19 protein-coding genes and 3 pseudogenes are annotated in these 22,393 nt (G+C 37.0%); 2 read left to right on the forward strand and 20 right to left on the reverse strand.

What is annotated here, in order from left to right:
- Window position 1: 1 nt before the first annotated feature.
- The 3 genes from G5W_RS0100130 to G5W_RS0100140 are packed head-to-tail and all read right to left on the reverse strand — an operon-like array spanning window position 2 to window position 4,036.
- Window positions 2-1,558 (reverse strand): acyl-CoA carboxylase subunit beta, encoded by a 1,557-nt coding sequence (locus G5W_RS0100130; protein ID WP_029190949.1) that lies wholly within the window; start codon window positions 1,556-1,558, stop codon window positions 2-4.
- Window positions 1,555-2,373: a methylmalonyl-CoA epimerase gene (gene mce / locus G5W_RS0100135; protein WP_029190950.1), complete on the reverse strand. Its 819-nt coding sequence runs from the start codon at window positions 2,371-2,373 to the stop codon at window positions 1,555-1,557. The genes G5W_RS0100130 and mce overlap by 4 nt, the downstream gene beginning before the upstream one ends.
- Window positions 2,374-2,389: 16 nt before the next feature.
- Entirely contained in the window at window positions 2,390-4,036 is a 1,647-nt protein-coding gene (locus G5W_RS0100140; RefSeq protein ID WP_010093162.1) for an acyl-CoA mutase large subunit family protein, read from the reverse strand.
- 165 nt (window positions 4,037-4,201) lie between these two features.
- Here G5W_RS0100140 and G5W_RS23900 point away from each other — a divergent pair, with 165 nt between their 5' ends.
- Window positions 4,202-4,345 (forward strand): hypothetical protein, encoded by a 144-nt coding sequence (locus G5W_RS23900; protein WP_010093163.1) that lies wholly within the window; start codon window positions 4,202-4,204, stop codon window positions 4,343-4,345.
- Between the two features lie 122 nt (window positions 4,346-4,467).
- Here the strand turns inward: G5W_RS23900 and G5W_RS0100150 are convergent, their stop codons facing one another.
- The 6 genes from G5W_RS0100150 to bcd form a co-directional block, all read right to left on the reverse strand.
- Complete coding sequence (locus G5W_RS0100150) at window positions 4,468-4,899, reverse strand: BrxA/BrxB family bacilliredoxin (RefSeq protein WP_010093164.1); 432 nt, start codon at window positions 4,897-4,899, stop codon at window positions 4,468-4,470.
- 86 nt (window positions 4,900-4,985) lie between these two features.
- Entirely contained in the window at window positions 4,986-6,272 is a 1,287-nt protein-coding gene (locus tag G5W_RS0100155) for a dihydrolipoamide acetyltransferase family protein (protein WP_010093165.1), read from the reverse strand.
- 19 nt (window positions 6,273-6,291) lie between these two features.
- Window positions 6,292-7,275 carry an alpha-ketoacid dehydrogenase subunit beta gene (locus G5W_RS0100160; protein ID WP_010093168.1) on the reverse strand — a complete coding sequence of 328 codons (984 nt, stop codon included), beginning with the start codon at window positions 7,273-7,275 and terminating at the stop codon, window positions 6,292-6,294.
- 12 nt (window positions 7,276-7,287) lie between these two features.
- Window positions 7,288-8,280: a thiamine pyrophosphate-dependent dehydrogenase E1 component subunit alpha gene (locus tag G5W_RS0100165; protein ID WP_010093170.1), complete on the reverse strand. Its 993-nt coding sequence runs from the start codon at window positions 8,278-8,280 to the stop codon at window positions 7,288-7,290.
- Between the two features lie 39 nt (window positions 8,281-8,319).
- Window positions 8,320-9,741, reverse strand: a complete 1,422-nt coding sequence (gene lpdA, locus G5W_RS0100170) for a dihydrolipoyl dehydrogenase (RefSeq protein WP_010093172.1) — start codon at window positions 9,739-9,741, stop codon at window positions 8,320-8,322.
- A 14-nt stretch (window positions 9,742-9,755) separates the two neighbouring features.
- Window positions 9,756-10,850 (reverse strand): branched-chain amino acid dehydrogenase, encoded by a 1,095-nt coding sequence (gene bcd, locus G5W_RS0100175; RefSeq protein ID WP_010093173.1) that lies wholly within the window; start codon window positions 10,848-10,850, stop codon window positions 9,756-9,758.
- Window positions 10,851-11,228: 378 nt separating this feature from the next.
- Between bcd and G5W_RS0100180 the strand changes: the two genes are divergently transcribed.
- Window positions 11,229-11,459: a DUF2627 family protein gene (locus tag G5W_RS0100180; RefSeq protein ID WP_010093174.1), complete on the forward strand. Its 231-nt coding sequence runs from the start codon at window positions 11,229-11,231 to the stop codon at window positions 11,457-11,459.
- Between the two features lie 403 nt (window positions 11,460-11,862).
- Here G5W_RS0100180 and map read toward each other — a convergent pair whose 3' ends face one another.
- The 11 genes and pseudogenes from map to nusB all read right to left on the reverse strand — a co-directional run bounded on the left by map (window position 11,863) and on the right by nusB (window position 22,296).
- On the reverse strand, window positions 11,863-12,603 hold the full coding sequence (gene map, locus G5W_RS0100185) for a type I methionyl aminopeptidase (RefSeq protein WP_010093175.1): 741 nt from the start codon (window positions 12,601-12,603) through the stop codon (window positions 11,863-11,865).
- Between the two features lie 343 nt (window positions 12,604-12,946).
- Window positions 12,947-13,729: a sporulation transcription factor Spo0A gene (spo0A, locus tag G5W_RS0100190; protein WP_010093176.1), complete on the reverse strand. Its 783-nt coding sequence runs from the start codon at window positions 13,727-13,729 to the stop codon at window positions 12,947-12,949.
- Window positions 13,730-13,977: 248 nt separating this feature from the next.
- Window positions 13,978-15,269, reverse strand: a pseudogene (spoIVB, locus tag G5W_RS21805) (SpoIVB peptidase).
- A 152-nt stretch (window positions 15,270-15,421) separates the two neighbouring features.
- Window positions 15,422-17,179 (reverse strand): DNA repair protein RecN, encoded by a 1,758-nt coding sequence (gene recN / locus G5W_RS0100200; RefSeq protein ID WP_010093178.1) that lies wholly within the window; start codon window positions 17,177-17,179, stop codon window positions 15,422-15,424.
- A gap of 21 nt (window positions 17,180-17,200) precedes the next feature.
- Window positions 17,201-17,650: a transcriptional regulator AhrC/ArgR gene (ahrC, locus tag G5W_RS0100205; RefSeq protein WP_010093180.1), complete on the reverse strand. Its 450-nt coding sequence runs from the start codon at window positions 17,648-17,650 to the stop codon at window positions 17,201-17,203.
- Between the two features lie 83 nt (window positions 17,651-17,733).
- Window positions 17,734-18,561 (reverse strand): TlyA family RNA methyltransferase, encoded by an 828-nt coding sequence (locus G5W_RS0100210; RefSeq protein ID WP_010093181.1) that lies wholly within the window; start codon window positions 18,559-18,561, stop codon window positions 17,734-17,736.
- Between the two features lie 27 nt (window positions 18,562-18,588).
- Window positions 18,589-19,472 (reverse strand): annotated as a pseudogene (locus G5W_RS24775) (polyprenyl synthetase family protein).
- Window positions 19,472-19,708, reverse strand: coding sequence for an exodeoxyribonuclease VII small subunit (locus G5W_RS0100220; RefSeq protein WP_010093186.1), 237 nt, complete (start codon window positions 19,706-19,708; stop codon window positions 19,472-19,474). Before G5W_RS0100220 ends, G5W_RS24775 begins: the two are co-directional and overlap by 1 nt.
- Window positions 19,701-21,049, reverse strand: a pseudogene (gene xseA, locus G5W_RS21815) (exodeoxyribonuclease VII large subunit). Before xseA ends, G5W_RS0100220 begins: the two are co-directional and overlap by 8 nt.
- The gene (gene folD / locus G5W_RS0100230; RefSeq protein ID WP_010093190.1) at window positions 21,046-21,897 is read right to left on the reverse strand and encodes a bifunctional methylenetetrahydrofolate dehydrogenase/methenyltetrahydrofolate cyclohydrolase FolD; all 852 of its coding nucleotides are present in this window, start codon (window positions 21,895-21,897) and stop codon (window positions 21,046-21,048) included. Before folD ends, xseA begins: the two are co-directional and overlap by 4 nt.
- Window positions 21,898-21,912: 15 nt before the next feature.
- Window positions 21,913-22,296 (reverse strand): transcription antitermination factor NusB, encoded by a 384-nt coding sequence (gene nusB / locus G5W_RS0100235; RefSeq protein ID WP_010093192.1) that lies wholly within the window; start codon window positions 22,294-22,296, stop codon window positions 21,913-21,915.
- Window positions 22,297-22,393: the final 97 nt, after the last annotated feature.

The raw sequence follows: 22,393 nt of genomic DNA on the forward strand, positions 1-22,393 counted from the left end.
ATTACAGAGGAATATTCCCATGTTTCTTATAAGGACGTTCCTCTTTTTTAGATTTTAACATTTCCAACCCTTGAATTAACTTTATTCTAGTTTCTCTCGGATCGATAACGTCATCCACCATACCTAGCTTTGCAGCTATATATGGATTTGCAAATTTTTCCCGGTATGTATTAATTTTTTCCTGACGAGTAACTTCCGGATCGTCACTCGCAGCAATTTCTTTTGCAAAAATTATATTTGCTGCTCCTTCTGGCCCCATTACCGCAATCTCAGCATTTGGCCAAGCAAACACCAGGTCAGCACCAATTGATTTACTGTTTAATGCGACATAGGCACCGCCATATGCCTTACGAACAATAACGGTTAGCTTTGGCACAGTCGCCTCGGAGTAAGCATATAAGATTTTTGCTCCATGTCGTATGATACCACCATGTTCTTGTTTTATGCCAGGAAAGAAGCCTGTAACATCCTCAAACGTAATAATAGGAATATTAAAGCAATCGCAAAATCGAATAAATCGAGCAGCCTTATCACTAGAATCTATATCAAGTCCACCTGCCAGATGTTTCGGTTGATTGCATACCAGCCCTACTGATTGTCCTTTTATTCTAGCAAATCCTACTACGATATTTTTGGCAAAATCTTGTTGAATTTCATAAAAACTATCCTCATCCACAATTTGTTCAATAACATTCTTGATATCATATGGCCTTGCAGAATTATAAGGAACGATGTCAACTAGTTCTGGACGATACTCACCAAATTCATCCTCTACACACGATGTGACTAATGGTTTCTCCGTATTATTATTTGGTAAATACGAGAGTAGTTTTTTTACATGATCCAGTGCCTCTTCTTCCGTTTTAGCCTTAAAGTGAGCATTACCACTTTTACTATTGTGGATGTGTGCTCCCCCTAAATCTTCAGATGAAATCTTTTCTCCTGTTACTGTTTCAATAACCTTAGGACCAGTAATAAACATTTGAGAGGTTTTTTCTACCATGATAACAAAATCTGTTATGGCAGGAGAATAGACAGCACCTCCTGCACTCGGACCCATAATAACGGAAATCTGTGGGATATAGCCAGAATAAATCGAGTTTCGATAGAAAACTTGTCCATAACCGTCCAGAGAGGAAACCCCCTCTTGAATTCTCGCTCCACCTGAATCATTCAAACCAATGAATGGGACACCATTTTTTGCTGCTAAATCCATCACCGCAGCAATTTTTTTGCCATGCATTTCCCCAAGTGCACCACCATAAAGTGTAAAATCTTGGGCGAATAGATAGACTGGTCGCCCATTTATTTTCCCAAAACCAGTTACAACACCATCACCTGCTGCACTGGTACCATTCATATCAAAATCAGTTCCCCTATTTTCAATAAACGTATTTAATTCTACAAACGTTCCTTCATCTAATAAATAATCGATGCGCTCCCTAGCAGTTAATTTTCCTTTAGCATGTTGCTTTGCAATTCTTTCATCTCCACCACCAAGTTCTGCCATTCGTCTCTTATCATACAACTCATTGATTTTATCGAACATATCCATCATGATTCCTCTCCCCCCGACTCCTCACAGAGTTCGAATAAAACTCCATGTGTAGACTTTGGATGAAGAAAAGCAATCCGAGAATCATGTGCACCAACCTTTGGCTCTTCCTGAACAAATTGAATTCCATTTCTCTTGATCTGTTTAATTCTAGCCTCAATATCATCTACTTGAACTGCAATATGATGGATTCCTTCGCCTTTTTTTTCGATAAATTTGTGAATAGGAGATGATTCACGTATCGCTTCTAATAATTCGAAACGACTCTCCCCAATTTTTACAAATGCTACTTTAACCCCTTCTGATTCAATTTCCTCGAACCCTTCAAACTCCAACCCAAGTGTATTTGTATAAAACGGAAGAACATCATCAATTGATTTCACAGCTATTCCAATATGAGAAATCTTCTTCGTTACCTCACCGCTCGGTTCACCTACTAAATGTTGTATATACGTTGCTAATTCTTCAATGGAAGAACCACTAGTAAATATTCTTTTTATTCCTTTTTCCATTAGATACGAAATGTCCTCCGCAGGAATTACCCCTCCACCAACAACCGGAATATCACCAGCATTTAAGGCATTCAATTCTTCAATTACTTTCGGGAAAAGTGTACGGTGTGCACCGGATAAAGATGATAAACCGATTACATCTACATCTTCTTGGATAGCAGCCTTTGCTATTTGGGCAGGAGATTGTCGTAGCCCTGTGTAAATGACTTCCATTCCGTGATCTCGTAAGCCTTGTGAAATAACTAATGCTCCTCTGTCATGACCATCTAATCCTGGTTTTGCTATTAATACACGTATCTTTGCCATATCATGTTCTCCTCCCCTAGCTTCCGTATTCTCCAAATTCTGCCCGGAGAACATTACAGATTTCTCCAACCGAAGCATAAGCTTTTACCGCATGTAAGATAAAAGGCATTAAATTCTCAGTAGGATTTTTAGCAGCCCATGCTATTTGTTTTAATGTAGAATCAACTAATTCATTATCACGAGTCTCTCGGATTCGTTGAAGATTTTGCTTCTGTTCGCGCTCTAATTCTTCATCCACCTTTAGTAATTCAGGATTAACATTTTCTTCGATAGTAAATTTATTTAATCCAACAATTATTTCCTCACCATTTTCTATTTCTTTCTGGGTTTCATATGCTGTTCGGTGAATTTCGCGTTGCATGAAACCTTCCTCAATAGCTGCTACAGCGCCGCCAAGTTCATTAATTTGTTCTAAGTATTTTTCTATTTCTAATTCAATTTTATCTGTTAATGCTTCTACAAAATAGGAGCCTCCTAAAGGATCAATGGTATCCGTAACACCACTTTCATGAGCAATAATTTGTTGTGTACGCAATGCAATACGTGCAGATTCCTCCGTAGGTAACGCTAATGCTTCATCTCGCGAGTTTGTGTGTAGGCTCTGAGTCCCACCTAACACTGCCGCTAATGCTTGCATGGTCACTCGAACGATATTATTGTCAGGCTGTTGAGCTGTTAATGTAGAACCACCTGTTTGCGTATGAAAACGTAACTTCCAGCTTTTTGGGTCCTTCGCATCATATTGTTCCTTCATTATTCTTGCCCATACTCTTCTTGCCGCTCTAAATTTAGCAATCTCTTCAAAGAAATTGTTATGTGCGTTAAAGAAGAACGCTAATCTAGGAGCGAAAGCATCCACATCTAATCCAGATTCAATTGCTGCATCTACGTACGCCATACCATTCGCAATTGTAAATGCAGCTTCTTGTACGGCAGTTGATCCCGCTTCTCGAATATGGTAACCCGATATACTAATGGTATTAAACTTCGGTACATTTGCTTGACAATATTCAAATATATTCGTTATCAGTCGCATGGATGGCTTTGGTGGAAAAATATACGTACCCCTAGCAATATATTCTTTTAAAATATCATTCTGAATCGTCCCAGTTAATTTTTCTATCGGAACTCCTTGTTTTTCTCCAACAGCGATATACATGCAAAGTAGTACGGATGCTGGTGCATTTATGGTCATAGAGGTACTAACTTGATCAAGCGGGATTTTATCCAAAAGTGCTTCCATATCCTGCAATGTATCTATCGCTACACCTACCTTTCCAACTTCACCTTCAGCCATTGGATCGTCAGAGTCATAGCCAATCTGAGTAGGTAAATCAAAAGCAACCGATAATCCTGTTTGCCCTTGCTCCAATAAATATCGGAACCGTTTATTCGTTTCTTTCGCAGAACCGAATCCGGCATATTGACGCATCGTCCAATTTTTACTGCGATACATCGTTGGTTGTATACCTCGCGTAAACGGGTATTCACCAGGAAACCCTAATTTTTCCTCGTAAACGCTGTCATTTTCGGGGTAGTATAGTCTCTCCACTTCAATATCAGAGCTAGTTTTAAAAGTCTCTTTCCGTTCTGGAAAGCGCTTTAAACTTTTTTCAATAGAATCCTTCCATTTCTTTTCGACATCTTTTTGATCAATGTTCATACTTATTCCCCCATTCCTTCAAAGATGAATCTTGTAACATCTCCTAATAAGGTAAATATTAAGAAAATTTAATCCAAAAAATATAGGATGCCAAACTTTTACTTGTCCTATTTATCATTTAACGTTAAAATACAAGTAGCAATGCGATTTAAGGAGGACTTGTCAATGTCTGCTAAGCAAACTTCAAAACCTGCTCCAAAGAGAAGCTCCAAGCGTGAGCGACGTATGAAAATGGTCATCTACATCATGATCATTGGTATGGTTATTTCCACTATAACATACGGTTTAGCATTTATTGTTAATTTTTAAATAAGAATGATAGGGACTGGATTACATTTCGTAATTTCAGTCTTTTTTATTATAATTATTATAACTTCTTACAAGAAATAAGGCTGACCCGATTAGAGAGACAGCCTTATTTGGTTCATGTATTAAACTTCTTCACAATGCTTCTCAAATATGTCTTGAAGCTTTGTCATAACTTCCATTGCACTATGTCCTTCGATTTCATGACGCTCAAGCATCGTTACAATCTTGCCATCTTTTAAGAAAGCAAAGGAAGGCGAAGATGGTGGATACCCCTCAAAATATGTACGTGCCTTTTCCGTAGCTTCACGATCTTGCCCAGCAAAGACCGTCACTAAATGATCTGGGCGTTTGTCATAGTGAATTGCATTTGCAGCAGCCGGACGAGCGACACCACCAGCACAACCACAAGTAGAATTAACCATCACAAGTGTTGTACCTTGACGAGTTAATGCAGCATCCACTTCTTCTGGTGATTTTAATTCTACAAATCCTGCTTCTGTTATATCTTTACGTGCAGCATCAACGATATCATTCATAAATAAATTAAAATCCATATAAGCCACCCCTTATGTTAAGTTTTGTTGTTACCTAACAATTAGGTTATCAATTTTAGTCGCAAAATTCAAACCTAAAGCTTGTTCTAATACACTTGAACAGTAGTTTCATTCATGTTTTCTAATGATTCTTTTACATAAGCTAAGAATTGACCGCAAATTAAACCATCTAAGATTCGGTGATCAAGCGATAGACAAAGGTTTACCATATCACGAGCTGCAAACATATCGTTAATAATTACTGGACGTTTAACAATCGACTCTACCTGTAAAATTGCAGCTTGTGGATGATTGATAACACCCATAGATTGTACAGATCCAAAGGAACCAGTATTATTTACGGTAAAAGTTCCTCCTTGCATGTCATCCGCAGTCAGCTTATTCGTGCGAGCCTTCTGAGCCAATTCATTAATCTCACGAGCGATTCCTTTAATACTTTTCTCATCGGCATGCTTGATAACAGGAACAAATAACTCTTGATCCTTCGCAACTGCGATAGATAAGTTAATATCTTTACGTTGAATAATCTTATCCCCTGCCCATGTACTATTTAATTGTGGGAATTTCTTCAGCCCTTGAGCAACTGCTTTCACGAAAAAGGCAAAGTAAGTTAGATTATAACCTTCCGTTTGTTTAAATTCAGTTTTAATTTTATTTCGATATTTTACTAGGTCTGTTACATCTACCTCAACCGTCATCCATGCATGAGGTATTTCTGTTTTAGAACGAACCATATTTTGTGCAATAATTTTACGTACACCTGTAACTGGTATCTCTAGATCTCCAACTTGTGATGTTGGTTGGGGAGCAGATGAGACTTGCGATGGTTTCGATGTATTAGATTGAACTACTTCTTGTTCAGAAGTTGAATTGGACTCAGCACTTGGTGCACTAGTGGTAGGTATTTGTCCTGTAGATATAATTTTTTCAAGGTCTTTCCGAGTAATTCTACCACCACGACCGGTACCTACTACCTGTTCTAGATTAATATTATTTTCTTGTGCTAGTCTTAACACTGCCGGAGAATACCGCTTTTTCATAGACTGGTCACTTAATTGGACTCCCTCATTCGACTCATTGGAATCTGTTTCAATATTTGCTGTATCAGAAGTAGCTTTCATATCACCAGCTGAAGATGTCTCAATATAACATATAAGTTCGCCTACTGCTAGTGTTTCTCCCTCTGCTGCAACAATTTCCTTGATAGTCCCCGTAAAGGAAGACGGTACTTCGGCATTTACTTTGTCAGTCATTACCTCAGCGATTGGATCGTATTTATTTACATGGTCGCCAGCTTTTACTAGCCACGAACTAATCGTACCTTCTGTTACACTTTCTCCTAGTTGAGGCATCGTAATTTTTTCCGTTGCCATCATAATCCCTCCTATCCAATTAGAATTCCGCTAACTCTCTCATTGCTTTTTCAATTTTATCCGGATTCATCATAAAGAACTTCTCCATGGTTGGAGCATACGGCATCGCAGGAATGTCTGGACCTGCTAATCGTTGAATCGGTGCGTCAAGGTCAAATAAGCAGTTCTCAGAAATTATTGCTGCCACTTCACTAAGGATGCTACCTTCTTTATTATCCTCTGTGACTAATAACACCTTACCAGTCTTTTTAGCCGCCTCTATAATGGCTTCTTTATCTAATGGATATACCGTACGTAAATCAAGAATATGTGCTTCAATTCCATCTTCCGCTAATTTTTCTGCAGCTTGTAGGGCGAAATGAACACATAATCCATAAGTAATAATTGTAATATCGGATCCTTCACGTTTGACATCCGCTTTTCCAATTGGAAGAACATAATCCTCCGTAGGTACTTCACCTTTTAACAAACGATATGCTCGTTTATGTTCAAAGAACAGCACTGGATCATTATCTCGAATTGCCGCTTTAAGTAATCCTTTTGCATCATACGGTGTAGAAGGCATTACGATTTTTAATCCAGGTTGGTTAGCAAATATTGCTTCAACTGACTGGGAATGATACAGGGCACCATGAACACCACCACCATATGGTGCACGAATAACTATTGGGCAATCCCAATCATTATTGGAGCGATAGCGAATTCTAGCTGCTTCCGAAATAATTTGGTTTACTGCGGGCATAATAAAATCAGCAAACTGCATTTCCGCTACTGGTCTCATTCCATACATAGCAGCACCAATTCCAACACCTGCTATTGCAGATTCTGCAAGTGGTGTATCTAGAACTCGGTATTCACCAAACTCGTCGTATAAGCCTTCAGTTGCTTTAAATACGCCACCTTTTTTACCAACATCTTCCCCAAGGATAAATACTTTTTCATCACGCTGCATTTCTTCACGCAATGCGGTTGTTACAGCCTGTATATAAGACATTACTGGCATGGTATTCCCTCCCTACTCTTCGTATACGTATTTTAATGCTTCTTCTGGCTCTGCATATGGTGCCGCCTCAGCATAATCTGTTGCTTCATTTACAATACTGGTAATTTCATTCGTAAATTCATTCTCTATTTCATCCGTTAGGATACCTAGATCTTTTAGGTATACGGCGAATGTAAAAATAGAGTCCAACTTTCGCGCTTCCTCTACCTCTTCTTTATTTCGATAGGCTCTGTCATCATCATCACTCGAGTGAGCAGTCAATCGGTAGGAAACTGCCTCTATTAATGTTGGACCTTCGCCACTTACCGCACGATCACGAGCTTCTTTTACAACTTTATACACTTCTAACGGATCATTTCCATCAACTGTAAATCCAGGCATACCATAACCTAACGCACGATCAGAAACTTTAGGATTACCTAATTGTTTTTCAATCGGCACTGAGATAGCATACTTATTATTTTCGACCATTGTAATCACAGGTAGCTTATGAACCCCTGCAAAGTTCAAACCTTCGTGAAAATCCCCTTGGTTAGATGAACCTTCACCTAATGTAACAAAGGATACGAAATCCTTCTTCTCCATTTTTGCAGCCAATGCAACTCCAACAGCATGTGGTACTTGAGTTGTTACTGGTGATGAACCAGTCAAGATACGGTTTTTCTTTTGACCAAAATGACTTGGCATCTGACGACCACCAGAGTTCGGATCTTCCGCTTTCGCAAATGCTGATAACATTAGCTCTTTGGCAGTCATGCCAAATGCAAGCACAACTCCCATATCACGATAATATGGTGCAATATAATCCTCGCTACGATTTAACGCAAAGGCAGCTCCAACCTGTGCTGCTTCTTGACCTTGACAAGAAATTACGAATGGAATTTTCCCCGCGCGGTTTAACAACCACATTCTTTCATCAAGCTTTCGAGCAAGGAGCATTGTTTTATACATTTCTAAAACTTCTTCATTCGATAGTCCTAATTCCTCATGACGATTTTTTGCCATATTCGGTCCCTCCCTTAACAATATTTAGAAATTCTTATCTTAACCATGTATTTGCAATCCTTCCACTGCTAGAGCAGCCTCTCCCATAATTTCGGAAAGAGTAGGATGTGGGTGTACAATTTGGGAAATTTCCCATGGTGTTGCATCTAACACCATTGCTAGACCGGCTTCGGATATCATATCCGTAACGTGTGGCCCAACCATATGTACACCTAAAAGGTCTTCATTCTGTTTGTTCATAATGATTTTAACAAATCCATCTGTCTCACCATGTACAAGCGCTTTTCCAATAGCCTTGAATGGAAACTTACCTATTTTAATGTCATAACCCTGTTCTTTTGCTTGTTTCTCAGTCAAGCCTACACTAGCTGCTTCCGGATTCGAATAAATACATGCTGGGATTTGGTTATAGTTTATAGGTTCTACGTCCATCCCAAACATATGCTCCACCGCTACAATCCCTTCATGGGAAGCCACATGGGCTAATTGCATTCCACCAATTACGTCTCCGATAGCATAAATATGCGATTCCTTTGTTTGATAGAATTTAGAAGTTTTAATATATCCCTTTTCTATTTCAATATCGGTATTTTCTATCCCTATATTGGATGTATTTGCTTGTCTACCAACAGATACAAGTATCTTATCTGCTGAGAAAGACTGTTTCTCCTCACCCAATTCAGCTTCTATGGTAACCCCATTGTTTTTTTGAAGTGATTCTGCTAATACTTTAGCACCTTTTACAAAGGTAACACCCTTACGTTTTAACTGTTTTTCTACTTCTCTAGCAATATCGGTATCCTCCGTTGGTAAGATTTGGTTCAAATATTCGATAACCGTAACATTCACACCAAAATCAGCCAACATTGAAGCCCATTCGATACCAATTACACCACCACCAATTATAATGATGGACTCCGGAAGACTTTCCATCTGTAACGCCTCATCTGAGCTCATTACAAATGTTCCATCAATATTAAGCCCAGGTAAGGTTCTAGGTGAGGATCCTGTGGCAAGTAGGACATTCTTTGGTACAAGCATCGTGTTTTCTTCCCCATTCTCATACTCTACAGAAATCGTGCCAGGAAGTGGTGAAAAAATGCTTGGGCCAAGAATTCTTCCAAATCCTTGGTAAACGTCAATTTTGCCTTTCTTCATTAAAGCAGTAACACCTTGATGAAGTGTACCAATAATATCCGATTTACGCTGTTGAACTCGGGTAAAATCTATTTCAACATTACTAGTCGTAATTCCATATTCTTTTGCATTCTTAGTTTGGCGATACACTTCAGCACTTCTTAATAAAGATTTGGAAGGAATACATCCTTTATGTAGACATGTTCCTCCTAGTTCCGCTTTCTCTACTACAGCAACCTTCATCCCAAGCTGAGAGGCTCGAATGGCAGCCACATAGCCCCCAGTACCCCCACCAAGTACAACTAAATCATATTCTACAGCCACTTTATTGACTCCCCCTATCTTCTACTTAATGTGTGATGACCATTTAATAGAAACTGGCCTCTTGATTTTCTAACTGATTCAATGCGTTCTTCCGCCATTCTATCAGCAGCTAAATAGGTTGGAATATTATCTCTTTTTGAAATTTCAAAGATCTTTAACAGACTATCGTATATTCCTTCTACTTTTTTCATTGCTCTGGATTGGTTATATCCATTAAGTTCATCTGCTACATTAATTACACCACCTGCATTGATAACATAGTCTGGTGCATAGACAATTCCTTTTTCAAAAAGGATATCTCCATGTTCAGATGTCTTAAGTTGGTTATTCGCTGAACCTGCGATAACTTTAGCTTTGATACGAGGTAAAGTATCATCATTAATTGTAGCACCTAAAGCACAAGGAGCATAGATATCACAATCAACGTCATAAATATCATTAGGATCAACTGCTCTGGCACCGAAATCCTCAACCGCACGATTTGCAGCAGCTTTGTTGATATCTGTAACGATCAAGTTTGCTCCTTCTTCATGCAAATGCTGACATAATGTATATGCAACACTTCCAACACCTTGCACTGCAACCGTCTTTCCATCTAAAGAATCATCTCCAAATGCCTCTAACGCAGCAGCCTTCATTCCTTTATAAATTCCATAAGCTGTTACAGGAGATGGATCACCAGATGAACCAAATTCTGGAGAAATACCAGTTACAAAATCCGTTTCCATATGGATCAAGTCCATATCTTCGACAGTAGTACCAACATCTTCAGCGGTTATGTATCTTCCATTTAACCCCTGAATATATCTTCCAAATGCACGAAACATTTCAGGATTTTTATCTTTTCTAGGATCACCAATAATTACGGTTTTCCCTCCACCAAGATTTAATCCTGCAGCTGCGTTCTTATAGGTCATTCCTTTAGCTAATCGCATTGCATCAATGATAGCTTCTTCTTCAGAATCATATGTCCACATTCTAGTACCACCTAATGCTGGTCCTAAAGTCGTGTCATGGATGGCGATAATTGCCTTAAGGCCAGAATTTTTATCCTGACAAAATACTAATTGCTCATAATCATCTAATTCCATCATATTGAATATTTCCATCTTTATATCCTCCTCAAAAGTATAATCTATAAATGAACTCTTACACTAAAACAATCAAACAACATACTTATTTTAACAGATTTACATGACGTTTAATAACCACATATTAATATCTGCTATTAAGCCTACCTCCCTATTATAATAACAAACACTCGTAATAAGAAATGTAAGCGCTTTAATTTACTCGAAATAAAAATATTTTTAATATTAAAAAATATTGCGCTTTTCTTGCTATTAATTTCTATAATTTATTCTACTTTTCTATCATACGTTATCATAGGAATTATGGCAAATTAAAAATTTTATCTAAACTCCATATTTTGATATACTTATGACCTATATAGTGGCATTAAACATAATCAATAAGAAGGAGAAAACATGATTAGATTAGTTGCAGTCATTTTAATTTTTATTCCGGGAGTTATCGCGGCATTAGGCATAAAATTAATGAGAGACACTTTATTTGATGAATTCCATCCCATCTTCTTTCATACAGGTGTACAGTTCGCCATTGGATTATTATTATTTCTCGGAGGGTTAGGATTTTTAGGTGGCTTTATTATTTATCGAGATCGTAAAAAACAACAGGATAAACAAAGCAATAAATAAATTACTTGTACTAGCATGTTGCGTGGATGAATTTATAGTAGAAAATATAGATGGATATTCTACTGTTCTTAAAAAGGCTTTTTCCCAATCTCACCAAGCGAATCATCGGTTCCAATTTCTTCATTGCAAGTAACTATTTAAACCTATAATTCCGTTAGATTGGGATAGAGCTTTTTTTCCGATTACCTATGACAATAAACACCGAAATTCTAGGTAAAGAGGTGCTAATTAATTATATAGCCATAAAAATTAAACGCTGAAGTTTGGTTACAAACTAGTACTTCCCTAAAAAAAGAATAATACAACATCGTTTTGCTAAAAAAATAAAGACCACCCACTTAGATGATCTTTCCGTACTCTTACTCCCGATTAAGAAATAAATGAAAACTAACTAGTAATGCTCCTACAATGTCGTAATAATTGGTCCTTCCTTTGTCACAATAATGGTGTGCTCGTACTGAGCTACATAGCTTTCATCAGTTAGATACGTCCATCCATCTTCAGATTGGAAAACTTCCTCTTCCAATGTGGAGATAAAAGGCTCAAAGGCAATTACCATACCATCCGTCAACATTTCGGCATCCCAGATAGAGAAGTAGTTTAAAATATGATCTGGTGCTTCATGAATCGAACGTCCAACTCCGTGTCCTGTTAGGTTCTTTATTACAGTTAAGCCGTTTTTTTTGGCGACATTGTGTGCAGCTTTACCAAGAGCATTCGTTTTCACACCGGGCTTTACCTCCTTAAGGCCCGCATAGAATGCTTCTTTAGCAACGTCACATATTTTCTGTAATATATTCTCTCCTTTGCCGACTACAAATGAAATTCCAGTATCTGCAAAATACCCGTTTTTAGATCCTGAAACATCAATGTTAACAAGGTCCCCTTCTTGAATGATACGTTCACTTGGGATACCATGTGCTACTTCTTCATTTATGCTAATACACGTATATCCAGGAAAATCATATTCACCCTTTGGTGCAGATTGAGCTCCTTCTTTTTGAAACATTTCCTTTGCTATATCATCGAGTTCTTTCGTAGTAATTCCAGGTTTCGTGCATTGGACTAACTCATTTCGAATGGAAGCACAGATTCGACCAATCTCTTTTAATCCATTAAAATCATCTACAGTCTTTGCAATCATCTTATTTCCTCACTTTTTCATTGTATGTAGTTCTACTAAAGTTCTATCATAATGGGAAAAGCTTTATCTTTCAACAAGTTGGAACCACTTAGCGGCAATTTTGTAACAATCCAACCAAACTTTAGTCCGTTAAATACAATATCTGTGGGATGGAAATATCTTCATAGAAGCTTTTTGTCCATGGATAAATCTAGAGTATTTGAGAATTTTTACAACAAGAAAAGCGCTCCTCCGTAGCAGATTATAATACTCCGAAATGGAAGAACGCTAAAGACCTTTCTTTTATTTTATTAACCATAAATGTTTTTTCGCTAATTACATATGTAAAATAAAACGATTACATTTAACTAGCTTTATGCTCTAAACGCAAACGATCTGCAACCATTGCAATAAATTCTGAATTGGTTGGTTTTGCTTTCGAAATACTAACGGTATATCCAAATAGTGCAGAAATCGAATCAATATTCCCTCGGCTCCAAGCAACCTCAATTGCATGGCGGATAGCACGTTCTACTCGTGAAGAAGTAGTATTGAATTTCTTCGCAATATCTGGATATAACACCTTTGTAATCGATCCTAATAATTCGATATCATTATACACCATTGTGATAGCTTCCCTTAAATACATGTACCCTTTTATATGTGCAGGCACACCAATCTCGTGAATAATGTTTGTAATGCTTGCTTCTAAATCCTTTTTCTTTCTTTCCTTTTTCATTCCCGCATTTGTTCGGTTAGATAGTACAGTTCTACCATGCACTTGGCGGATTTGATCAGCCAGATTTTCTAAATCAAAAGGTTTTAATATGAAATAGGATGCCCCTAAGTCAACCGCCTTTTTCATCACTTCTTCTTGACCGAAGGCAGTCAACATAATAACATGTGGGTCATTATTCGCGCGGCCTTTTTCACGTAACATGTTAAGTACCGCTAGACCATCTACATGAGGCATGATGATATCCAAAACTAAAACGTCCGGCTTCTTTTCCTCTACTAAAGTTAAACAATCTTTTCCATTATATGCTGTACCAACTATCTCAATATCGGATTGATCTTCAAAAAAATCCTCCATTAAATTAACTAAATCTCGGTTATCGTCAACCAAGCATACTGATATCTTATCCACAAATGTTCCTCCTTTAAGTATTCGGGGTAATGTCCACTATAGGTATTCGACAAAAGTTAAAGATATCCTTCTATTTTTTAAAAAAACTTTGTTTTTTATATATTTTCTTTCAATATCTTTATTTTGCTTTAGTTTTCGTTATTATTCGATTGATAACGACATTCAAAATGGTTATTTGTCGAAAAATATTTAGAACGTAAAAATGATGTTCCAAGTAAGGACGTCCTTATTTGGAACATCATTTTGAATTAGCTTGCTTTTTGTTTTTCCTTTTTATAAATATCTACACCAGCATCCTGAAGCATCCACTCAATATGAACTCCATAACCACTTGTTGGGTCATTGACAAATACATGAGTAACAGCTCCAATAACCTTCCCATTTTGAATTATTGGACTTCCACTCATCCCTTGCACGATTCCACCTGTTGCTTCTAATAATCTTGGATCTGTAATTTGAATTACCATTCCTTTAGTTGCAGGAGATTTTTGAGGTACACTACTAACAATCTCTACATCGAATTCCTCAACCTTTTCACCATCAATAACCGTTAAGATTTTAGCAGGTCCTTCTTTCACTTCATGCGAAAGCGCTATAGGCATTGGTTTATCGTATTGTCCATTTTCAATGGATTTATCCAACTTCCCAAAAATCCCAAACGGACTATTTTTAGTTATCGATCCAATTTTGTTTTCCTTAATTGAAAATTTAGCTTGTTTTTCTCCTGGGGTACCATTATTACCTTTTTGTATAGCGGTAACAGTGGATCTTACTATTGTTCCGTTGTTAATCTCGATTGGCTTTTTCGTATCCATATCCGAGATAACATGTCCTAAGGCTCCGTATCTCTTAGATTCAGGTTCAAAAAATGTCATGGTACCAATTCCAGCTGCTGAGTCACGAATATACAACCCAATTCGAAACTCATTTTCTTTTTATCCAGAACTGGCATTAATTCTGTTGTGAAAGTTTCTTTTCCTCTTTTCACTTTTACAGACAATGATTCTGATTTTTTTCCTGCTTCTTCTACAATCGGTTTAACATCCTTCATTTCCTGAATCTCTTTTCCATTCATCTCCATAATGACATCACCGACTTTTATGTCAGCATCCTCCCCTGGTGACATTTGACCAGCCTTTCCATTGACAAGGTGATGCCCAACTACTAAGACACCCAGTGTTTGTAGTTGTACTCCTATGGATTGCCCACCGGGGATTACTTTGACATCCTTTAATACAGATACATCAACCTTTTTAATCGGAAGACCAGCTACCGAATAAAACAACTCACTGTCACCCGGTTCGTCAAATTGGAAGTTCGAAGCATTGATAACTTCAGTATTGTCACTCTCATTCACTGAGGCATGGACTTGAACGGCTTCTCCTAGGTTAGGAACATTAACGGGGATTTGGTTTTGAAACGTAATAATTTTATTGGGAATGGTAAAATATTTTTGTATAGGGGTTGTAAAAGGAACAATTAGCAATGCTGTTAACAGAATTACTCCTGTTATAATACGAATGTTGTTTAAATGTTTCACGAATGTCCACTCTCCTTGTTCCTAAACCCATACCATGTTTTTATATCTGTACTTCTAATTTGACCTTTAATGGTACTTTTTAAACTGGGAAAAGTTAAGAAAAGCTGTGTAACATTTCCTATTACTAATTGTGAATAACCCTTAAAACTGCTCTAGATAAGGTATGATAACCTAACAGAGCAGCTTTTACTTTTATATCTGATGGACAAGAATATTTTTTTGAAAGTTTGGGCTAAATCATGTAATTCTTTGGCATGCTCTCTTGCTGTATCGGTTACTTTAGTACCCGTTATCATTCTTGTTAATTCATTTATCTGTTCCTCTTCATCTAAATCAATAACCTGTGTACGTGTACGATTTTTCATTTCATGTTTTTCAATAAGTAGATGGGTGTCAGCCATTGCAGCAACTTGCGGTAAATGGGTAATACATAGCACTTGGGATTGGTTAGATATTTCGAATATCTTTTCAGCAATAGCTTGCGCTACTCGACCACTTACACCAGTATCGACCTCATCAAAGATAACACTAGTTACTCCTTGATGCTTTGCAAATAATTTCTTTAAAACTAACATAATTCTGGAAAGTTCGCCTCCAGAAGCGACTTTACTTATTTCTTTTAAAGGCTCACCCTTATTAGTGGAAATAAGAAAACGAATTTGGTCAAATCCATTTTTATGAAGTAGCGTAGTTTGATCTGGATGTTCTGGTGAAAAATCAATGGAAAATGAAGCTTTCTCCAGATATAAATCTTTTAGCTCTTCTTGAACCTCTTTTATCAATTCTTTTGCAGCTTTTTTTCGCAAATCGTGTAGTTGCTTGGCTTCCAAGAATGCATCTTCACTTACTTCTTCGATTTCAAATGCTAATTTTTGCAAATGAGAATCCTTATTTCGAATTTGTTCTATTTCTTCCTCAATAGCTCCCATATAATCAATCATTTCACTGACAGTTGAGCCATATTTCTTCTTCAACCTAGAAAGCTCCGATAGACGTGCTTCTACTTCATTTAGGCGGTTGGGATCATATTCCAGACTCTCTAGAAAATTACTCAATTCGAATGTTAAATCTTCTACCATATAGAAGTGGTTCGACAGTGACTCAGATTTTTCCGAAATTTGTTTATCATAATTGCTAATATCTTCTAGAGATTTTTGTGCAATGCTTAACCATTCTAGACCTTTCTGCTCACCATATAAAGCATTATAAGCGTCTAGAACACCCTTGTAGATTTTTTCAAAGTTCACTAATTGATTACGCTCTTGTTCTAATTCTATATCTTCATTTGGTACTAAATTTGCTTTTTCCAGTTCATTCAATTGAAATTCCAGTAAATCAAGCCGTTGTGCCATTTCCTTCTCATTCTCATTTAATTCTGTAAAACGGTGCTTAAGGGATTGCAGTTTATGAAAATGAGTTAAATACTCAGCTTTCGCATTCTCCATCTCCTCACGATGATACAAGTCTAATAATTCTATATGGTTCTCAGGAATCATTAAAGACTGTGTTTCATGTTGGCTATGTATATCGATTAACGTTCTACCAAATTCCTTTAAAATTGCTAATGTAACTAATTTACCATTTACCCTACATATACTCTTACCCGAAGTTGTGATAACCCGTTGTAGGACAACTTCATTATCTTGTATCTCTACGCCATAGTGTTTACCAATTTCAAATATAGGATGTTCTTTCGAATCTAGAAAAAACAATCCTTCAATTTCAGCTTTGCTTTCACCATGCCTTACAAAATCTACTGATGCTCGTCCACCTGCAAGTAGTTGAATGGCATCAATAATAATGGATTTTCCGGCACCAGTTTCCCCAGATAAGACAGTAAGTCCTTCCTTCAAAGTAATTCTGATTTGGTCAATAATAGCAAAATTCCGTATGGATAACTCGGTTAGCATAAAGTCTTCACCCCACTTTTGTTACAGCATACTAATAAATCGGTCTTTGATTGTCTCGGTATCTTCTTCTGTCCGACAAATAATTAGACAAGTATCATCTCCACATATTGTCCCCATAATCTCATCCCAGTCCAGATTATCAATTAGTACACCTACTGCATGTGCATTTCCTGGTAATGTTTTTAGTACAATAAAGTGACTAGTATGATCAATTTTAACGAACGCATCCATGATTAATCGCTTTAATTTATCATGTGGATTGAAACGTTGATCTGCTGGCAAACTGTATTTATACTTACCACCTTTTGTCGGTACTTTGACAAGGTGTAATTCCTTAATATCTCTAGAAACGGTTGCTTGTGTAACGTTATATCCTAGATTTTTTAGGCGGTCAACCAGTTCATCTTGTGTATCAATATCATATTCGGTAATTAATTCTCGTATTTTAATATGTCTTTGAACCTTACTCATATTGCACCCCCCCAAAGTACGTACATATGTAGAATATTATATATTATCCGTGCAAAAAGGACTACATAAAGTAGTCCACTGTCTCATGTATTCTGAGATGTTTTTAATTCTGTATGAGCATTACTGGCAACTAGTTCAGGATTAAGTTCTTCGATAGATACTCCTGCTACATCTTTTTTCCACCCTAGATGAGCTAGAAATTCGACATTACCATCTCCTCCAGTTATTGGAGAATATGTTAATCCGTACAATTCAAAGCCTTCATTCTGGGCGAATGAAAGTATCTTCTCTAATACATCCATATGAACTTTTTTATCGCGTACAATTCCTTTTTTACCGACCTGTTCACGTCCCGCTTCAAATTGAGGTTTAATTAGTGTGATAACATCACTGTTTTCTAATAGTAGCTTTTTAAGTACAGGTAATATTATCTTTAGTGATATAAATGAAACATCTATTGTTGCAAAGTTTGGCAAACCATGTTTTAACATACCTTCGGTTACATAACGGAAGTTCGTTCTTTCCATTACTTCAACACGTGAATCGTTTCGTAACTTCCAGTCTAATTGGTTATAGCCTACGTCAATGGCGTAGCATAGCTTCGCACCAGATTGCAGTGCACAATCAGTAAAGCCACCAGTAGAGGAACCTATATCCATCATAATTTTATCTCGGACATCAACCGAAAAGACTTTCAAAGCTTTCTCTAGTTTGAGCCCTCCCCTACCAACATAAGGAATTAATTTACCTTTAATGGTTAAAGGTATATCATCGTCAACTTTCATTCCTGGTTTATCTAAGCGCTCTTGTTCAGAGTATACCAAACCAGCCATTACTGCTCGTTTTGCTTTTTCCCTTGTTTCAATCAAATTACGCTCGACAAGGAGAATATCTAACCGTTTTTTACTCATAGTAGCATAGATCCTTTACATCTTATATTAGTGGTCACGTTCACTGAAGTAGTCTGTTAATTCAATTAATCGAGACGTATCCGCGTTTGCTTTCATTAATAATTCTTTCGCTCTATCGGTGTAACGTTTTTTCATTTCCATTGCACCATCTATTCCCAGTAAGCTTGGATAGGTACTCTTATTATTAGATACATCACTGCCTACTGCCTTTCCTAACTTCTCCTCATCACCAATCACATCTAAAATATCATCCTGCACTTGGAATATTAATCCTAGATAATATGCAAAATCTTGAAGGTACGAAATTTGTTCTTCTGTTGCATCTCCTAGATATGCACCTGCAGTAACGGCAAACTTTAATAATTCCCCTGTTTTTAGAGCATGAATTCTTTCTAAAGTTTCTATATTGACCTTATGGTTTTCTGATTCCATGTCTAAGATTTGTCCGGCAACCATACCTCTTGGTCCGCTTGCACGAGATAATAATTGAATGATTTTTATTTTTCTTTTTCGGAAAGTAGGGGATCGTTGGCTATAATCTCAAAACTATAGGTTAGCAATGCATCACCAGCAAGAATAGCAGTCGCTTCGCCGTACACTTTGTGATTTGTTAATAAACCACGACGGTAGTCATCATCATCCATGGCTGGTAGATCATCATGTATTAAAGAATACGTATGAATCATTTCTAATGCTACAGCAGAACTCATAGCTTTTTCTATATTAGCCGAATAAGCTTCTATGCTTGCAAATAATAAAATGGGACGAAGTTTTTTACCACCTGCTTCTAATGAGTAAAGCATTGACTTCTTTAAGTTCTCAGGAATATCAACATTCTCAAAGTACTTTTTCACCGCTTTTTGAAATACTTTTTGGTTCGTTTCAACATATGATTTTAATATGGCCTCCACTACTTTTCATCCTCCTGTAAATCAAAAGGAACGAGTTCTCCCTGTTCATTCATAATTTGCACCATTTTTTCTTGTATATGATTTAATTTATCACTACAAATTTTTGAAAGAACCATCCCATCTTGATAATATGAGATTGCTTTCTCAAGGGGAACATCCCCTTCCTCTAACTTCTCAATGATTACTTCTAATTTCTCCATTGCTTCCTCAAATGTTAAATCGTTATATTTATCCATTTGTATTCTCCTTTATATCCAACACTACACAATCAAGAATACCGTCATTTAAATTGACAGTGATTCTGTCACTCGGTTTTACTTGATCTCTCGAACGAATGATTTCCCCACTTGTAGAATATGGTACAGCAAACCCTCTTTTCATAATTTCAAGCGGATTTAGCAATGTTAATTTATCTAATGAACGGTTCAATTGATTCGAATGCTTTTCAATATATTGATTCATCACTTGGTTATTCTTCTTGACTAATAGTACTAATTCCTTGTTCGCTTGATCCAGTTGTTTTTTCGGATGCTGAGTAAACAGCCTAGTCCGTAAGCTCATGTACCGGTTGGATTTGTTAGTTACAATTCGTTGAAAAGCTCTGTCCAATTGTTCTCTATCCTTATCCAAAGCTAATTCCTTTTGCCTTACTAATTGTTCAGGGTATCGAAATGCATAAGACTGTTTCATACGCTCTAAATTAGCTTGTTGATGCTTCACCATCATTGCTACCAAAGAATTTAAGGACTGTTTCAGTTTCGAGATTCTATCCAATAATTCATATTGTGAAGGTACAGCAAGTTCAGCTGCACCAGTAGGTGTAGGGGCCCTTAAATCTGAAACGTAGTCACTTATTGTGATATCTGTTTCATGACCCACAGCAGATATGACCGGCGTTTTGGAATTAAATATCGCATCAGCAACAGCTTCTTCGTTAAAACTCCATAGCTCCTCGATTGAACCGCCACCTCTTCCGACAATAATCAAGTCGAAGATGTTCATTTCATTTGCTTTATTTATTGCGTTTGTTATGGATTGGGTAGCATTAACCCCTTGAACGAGAACAGGCAATATCGTTGTTTGTACAACGGGATAACGTCTTTTTATAGTAGTTATAATATCCCTAACTGCGGCACCTGTTGGGGAGGTAATTATTGCTATATGCTCAGGAAATTCGGGTATCTTTTTTTATATTTCTGGTCAAAATAACCTTGACGATGTAGTTTTTCTTTTAATTGTTCAAAAGCTAGATGTAAGGAGCCAATACCATCCGGTTCCATTTGCTGTATGTAAATCTGGTACTGTCCAGTTGCTTCGAAAACACTGATTTCTCCTTGAACAAGTACCTTCATGCCATTTTCTGGTTTAAATTTTAAGTACCGATTACTACCTGCAAACATGACTGCATTAATCTTTGACTGATCGTCCTTAATCGTCAGATACATGTGACCCCTCGAGTGTAGTTTAAAATTAGATATCTCACCCTTTAGCCATACCGTTCTCAAATGAGGGTCTGTATCCATTTTACGTTTAATATAACGATTTAATGCTGTTACGGTTAAATACTTATTCGTCATTTTACCAAACCTTTTGCTGCCTTAATTGTATTATGTAATAACATCGTGATCGTCATTGGGCCTACACCCCTCGGTACAGGTGTTATATAGGAAGCTACCTCACTTGCACTTTTAAAGTCAACATCACCTGTCAATGTACCATCGGATAAACGATTAATTCCCACATCAATTACTACTGCACCTTCTTTTAAATAATCCTTCGTAATTACATTGGGTTTACCAATTGCAACAACGAGTATATCCGCAAGTTTCGTAAAAGCTTTAAGGTCCTTCGTTTTAGAATGACAGTAGGTTACGGTAGCATTTTCATTCAGTAATAGCTGTCCGACTGGTTTCCCAACTATATTACTCCTTCCTATCACCACAGCATGTTTTCCCTCTATACTGATATTCTTGGAATGGAGCATAGTCATGATTCCATATGGTGTACAAGGTAAAAAGGTATCTTCCCCTGTCATCATTTTTCCAATATTAATTGGATGGAATCCATCAACATCTTTCTTGGGATCAATCGACTCAATAATGTGCTGTACGTTTATCTGTACAGGAAGTGGAAGTTGAACGAGAATACCATGTACCGTAGAATCTTGATTTAAACGATTGATCACTTTAAGCAATTCTACTTCAGACACCGATTCAGGAAGTTCAATAATTTCAGAACTCATCCCTATTTCATTAGAAGCTTTTTTCTTGCCACTTACATAAGACCTTGATGCAGGATCATCGCCTACTAATACTACTGTTAAATGAGGTATAATACCTCGTTCTTTTAAGGTGTCTATTTCCTGTTTCATCTCAGCCTTTAATTTCATGGACAAGTCTCTACCGCTTATTACCTCAGCAACCATAAATACCTTCCCCTTTTATTTCTTAATAATTTTTGATAGAACGCCGTTCACAAACTTTCCTGATTTTTCATCACCATATCGTTTAGCTAATTCCACCGCTTCATTAATAGAAACATTCTCTGGGATGTCCGATAGATAGTTGATTTCATATGTAGCGATTCGCAATACGGTCTTTTCAACTGATGGTATACGATTAAAAGACCATTTCTCCAGGTTAGATGAGATTTTCTCATCAATTGTACTTCTTTCTCTTGCTACACCTTTGACAAGGTTATGAAGAAATTCATCCTCCTCTACTTCCTCTAACTGCTCTTGTATCGTTTGTTCCATATCCTCATCTATCATGTCTAACTGAAATAATATTTGAAATGCTTTTTCTCTTGCTATGTGACGTTTCATCTGCATTACTCCTTTAATAATCTCTTACAAATCATACCATGATTATCAAGTAGACGCCACAAACACTGGTTCTTTGGACAAAAAAATATCTAGTGAT

It is taken from the genome of Ornithinibacillus scapharcae TW25 (assembly GCF_000190475.1).
GTDB lineage: Bacteria > Bacillota > Bacilli > Bacillales > Amphibacillaceae > Ornithinibacillus > Ornithinibacillus scapharcae.

Bases quoted from the DNA above. Each gene is read 5' to 3' on its own strand.
- G5W_RS0100130 (WP_029190949.1), bottom strand. From the start codon at position 1,558: ATGATGGATATGTTCGATAAAATCAATGAGTTGTATGATAAGAGACGA.
- mce (WP_029190950.1), bottom strand. From the start codon at position 2,373: ATGGCAAAGATACGTGTATTAATAGCAAAACCAGGATTAGATGGTCAT.
- G5W_RS0100140 (WP_010093162.1), bottom strand. From the start codon at position 4,036: ATGAACATTGATCAAAAAGATGTCGAAAAGAAATGGAAGGATTCTATT.
- G5W_RS23900 (WP_010093163.1), top strand. From the start codon at position 4,202: ATGTCTGCTAAGCAAACTTCAAAACCTGCTCCAAAGAGAAGCTCCAAG.
- G5W_RS0100150 (WP_010093164.1), bottom strand. From the start codon at position 4,899: ATGGATTTTAATTTATTTATGAATGATATCGTTGATGCTGCACGTAAA.
- G5W_RS0100155 (WP_010093165.1), bottom strand. From the start codon at position 6,272: ATGGCAACGGAAAAAATTACGATGCCTCAACTAGGAGAAAGTGTAACA.
- G5W_RS0100160 (WP_010093168.1), bottom strand. From the start codon at position 7,275: ATGCCAGTAATGTCTTATATACAGGCTGTAACAACCGCATTGCGTGAA.
- G5W_RS0100165 (WP_010093170.1), bottom strand. From the start codon at position 8,280: ATGGCAAAAAATCGTCATGAGGAATTAGGACTATCGAATGAAGAAGTT.
- bcd (WP_010093173.1), bottom strand. From the start codon at position 10,850: ATGGAAATATTCAATATGATGGAATTAGATGATTATGAGCAATTAGTA.
- G5W_RS0100180 (WP_010093174.1), top strand. From the start codon at position 11,229: ATGATTAGATTAGTTGCAGTCATTTTAATTTTTATTCCGGGAGTTATC.
- map (WP_010093175.1), bottom strand. From the start codon at position 12,603: ATGATTGCAAAGACTGTAGATGATTTTAATGGATTAAAAGAGATTGGT.
- recN (WP_010093178.1), bottom strand. From the start codon at position 17,179: ATGCTAACCGAGTTATCCATACGGAATTTTGCTATTATTGACCAAATC.
- ahrC (WP_010093180.1), bottom strand. From the start codon at position 17,650: ATGAGTAAGGTTCAAAGACATATTAAAATACGAGAATTAATTACCGAA.
- G5W_RS0100210 (WP_010093181.1), bottom strand. From the start codon at position 18,561: ATGAGTAAAAAACGGTTAGATATTCTCCTTGTCGAGCGTAATTTGATT.
- G5W_RS0100220 (WP_010093186.1), bottom strand. From the start codon at position 19,708: ATGGATAAATATAACGATTTAACATTTGAGGAAGCAATGGAGAAATTA.
- folD (WP_010093190.1), bottom strand. From the start codon at position 21,897: ATGGTTGCTGAGGTAATAAGCGGTAGAGACTTGTCCATGAAATTAAAG.
- nusB (WP_010093192.1), bottom strand. From the start codon at position 22,296: ATGAAACGTCACATAGCAAGAGAAAAAGCATTTCAAATATTATTTCAG.